This window comes from Corallococcus sp. AB049A (genome assembly GCF_003668885.1).
GTDB classification, from domain to species: domain Bacteria; phylum Myxococcota; class Myxococcia; order Myxococcales; family Myxococcaceae; genus Corallococcus; species Corallococcus interemptor.
The window spans coordinates 1-2,356 of sequence record NZ_RAWL01000709.1; the positions used below are offsets into that span (position 1 = coordinate 1).

The 2,356-nt window shown below is 72.9% G+C and carries 3 protein-coding genes; 1 reads left to right on the top strand and 2 read right to left on the bottom strand.

Annotated features, from left to right (window positions below; all coding sequences use genetic code 11):
- Window positions 1-12: 12 nt before the first annotated feature.
- Window positions 13-540, bottom strand: coding sequence for a hypothetical protein (locus tag D7X55_RS38535; RefSeq protein ID WP_121725633.1), 528 nt, complete (start codon window positions 538-540; stop codon window positions 13-15).
- 85 nt (window positions 541-625) lie between these two features.
- Between D7X55_RS38535 and D7X55_RS38540 the strand changes: the two genes are divergently transcribed.
- On the top strand, window positions 626-1,654 hold the full coding sequence (locus tag D7X55_RS38540; RefSeq protein ID WP_121725634.1) for a PEGA domain-containing protein: 1,029 nt from the start codon (window positions 626-628) through the stop codon (window positions 1,652-1,654).
- On the opposite strand, the gene D7X55_RS38545 is transcribed toward D7X55_RS38540, so the two are convergent.
- Window positions 1,651-2,247, bottom strand: a complete 597-nt coding sequence (locus D7X55_RS38545; RefSeq protein WP_120552907.1) for a hypothetical protein — start codon at window positions 2,245-2,247, stop codon at window positions 1,651-1,653. The two genes, D7X55_RS38540 and D7X55_RS38545, sit on opposite strands and share 4 nt — an antisense overlap.
- Between the last annotated feature and the right edge of the window lie 109 nt (window positions 2,248-2,356).

The window sequence follows — 2,356 nt, forward strand, 5'->3', positions numbered from 1 at the left end:
GTGCTTTGGGGCCTACCTGCCGGCGTCGGGGGCGCCGCGCAGCAGCACCTGCTCCTGGCGCACCGGGGCGGGGCCGGCGGTCGCGGGGCGGCAGCCCTCGTCGATGGCGGTGCTGGACGCGGCCCTCAGCGTGAGGCCGGCGTCGGTGCAGGCCACGGCCTCCGTCGGGAAGGCGACAGGGCAGGGCGTGCCGGAGGCGCTGAAGCCGGTGGCGCGCGTCTCGCCCACGAAGCCCTGGGGCGTGCGGGTGAGGACGATGCCCACCGAGCCCGCGTCCGGGGACTCCACGCCTCCATCCGCCCACGCCCGCACCACCGCGAGCGTCAGGGTGCGGCCGTCGTCCTGGCCCAGGTAGCGGAAGGCCGGGTTCTGGGCGTGGTGGTAGTCGCCTGACTGGTCCTTCTCGCAACCGGGCGGCACGTGGATGGGGGGCGGCACGGAGGCCGTGGAGGTCTCCACCCGGGGTGGGGCCTTGCCCGGACAGGCCGCGAGCGAGAGGACACAGAGGCCAAGGGGGAGGGTGACGAGGGCGCGGTGCATATGGGGCGCGGATATTCTCCCAACGGACGGCCCGGTGGGACGGTGTTTGCTTCCCCTGGGATGACTCTCTAACCTTCGGTCCGACATGAGTCTTCGCCGCTTCGCCATCCTGTCGCTCGTCGCCACCCTCGCGCTGCCCTCCGCTGCGTTCGCCCAGGACATTGACGCGCTCCTCGGCCCCTCGTCGGAGGACACGAAGCCCTCGAAGCCCAAGGGCAAGACCAAGGCCGCGAAGCCGCCGAAGGCGACGGCGAAGAAGAAGACGCCGCCCAAGGAGAAGAAGGTCACCACGCGCAAGGGCAAGGCGGGCAAGGGCGCCGCCACGGCCACCGCCGAGGACGCGACCCCGGCCAAGGCCACGCTCGTGCTCAAGCTGGGCAGCAACGCGCGCGGCGCGAAGGTGACGGTGGACGGCCAGGAGGTGAACCCCCAGACGCCGCTGGAGCTGACGCCGGGGGAGCACACGGTCACCGCGCGCCGTCAGAACTACTCGGACTTCAACCAGCAGGTGACGCTGACCGCGGGCCTGGCCACGGAGCTGACGGTCGCGCTGGACGCGGCGACGGGCTTCGCCACCCTGCGCGCGGACGTGCCCCGCGTCACGGTGTACGTGGACGGGACGCGCGTGGGCTCCGCCCCCATCGAGAACCACCCCCTGTCCCAGGGACCGCACGAAATCGAGTTCCGCGGTCCGGGGCTCAAGGACGTGAAGAACATCAACGTGCGCGCCGGCCAGCTCTACGTCGTGGAGGGGCGCCTGCGTCCCGTCACCGAGCCGATGGCGACGGTGACGCCGAAGACGGACGACGCGCCGCGCTCGACGGTGCTGGAGCCCTCGAAGCAGCCCTCGGAGCCGATGGACCAGCCGGGGCTGGCCCTGGGCACCGAGCAGCCGCCGGAGGTGAAGGAGAGCACCAGCAAGGCCTGGTACCAGAAGTGGTACGTCTGGGTGGGCGTGGGCGTGGTGGCCGCCGCGGCGGGCGCCGGGGCCTACGCGGTGACCCGGAGCCCCGCGGAGCTCTCCTCGAACGACGTGTGCGGCGGTCCGTGCGACGGCCAGATTGGCTTCTCCGGCCTGCGCCCCGTCGCACCCGCGAACGGCCTGCGCTTCTAGTGGCCCCGCAGGTCGTCCTCTGAGCGGCCCGCGCCCGGCTCCAGCCGCAGGAAGACGTTCGTCACGCGGCCCACGCCCCAGTAGTCCAGCGCGGTGGCGCGGATGCGGAAGGGCTCGGACTCCGGCAGGAGGGCGGTGAGGTCCACCTCGTTGGCCTCGAAGCTGAAGGCGCGCCGGCCCACGTTGTCCACCTGCTCGTTGCCGATGAAGACGCTGTCCGCGAAGCCCACGGCGGCGCGGCGCGACACCTTCCCCTTCGTGTCCAGCACCTCCAGCAGGAGGAAGTTGTCCACGGCGAAGCCCTGCGTGCAGGCCGCGTCTCCGCAGAGGCTGGCCTTGGCGCCGTCCAGCAGCAGCTGGGGCGTCTCTCCGGTGGCGACGACGCGCGGCGTGCGCTCGCCCTCGCGGGTGTCCACCTCCACGTCCTCGCGCTTCCCCTCCAGGCGCGCCGTCTCGCGCTCCGGCGTGGCGCCTAGCAGCTGCACCGAGCGTGGCTCGGGCGGCGCGGCGGCGGTGGACGGGGGAACCTGCTTCGCGCAGGCCAGGAGGCTCAGCGCGGCGGCGGAGAGGGTCAACGTTCGCGAGTGGCGCACCCGGAGGCTTGTAGCGAGCGGCCCTGGACGGGGTCAATTAGCATGCCCCCCCATGCGGACCCTCCCCGGATGGTGGCTGTTGTGCGCGCTGGCCGCGGGCCCCGTAGCC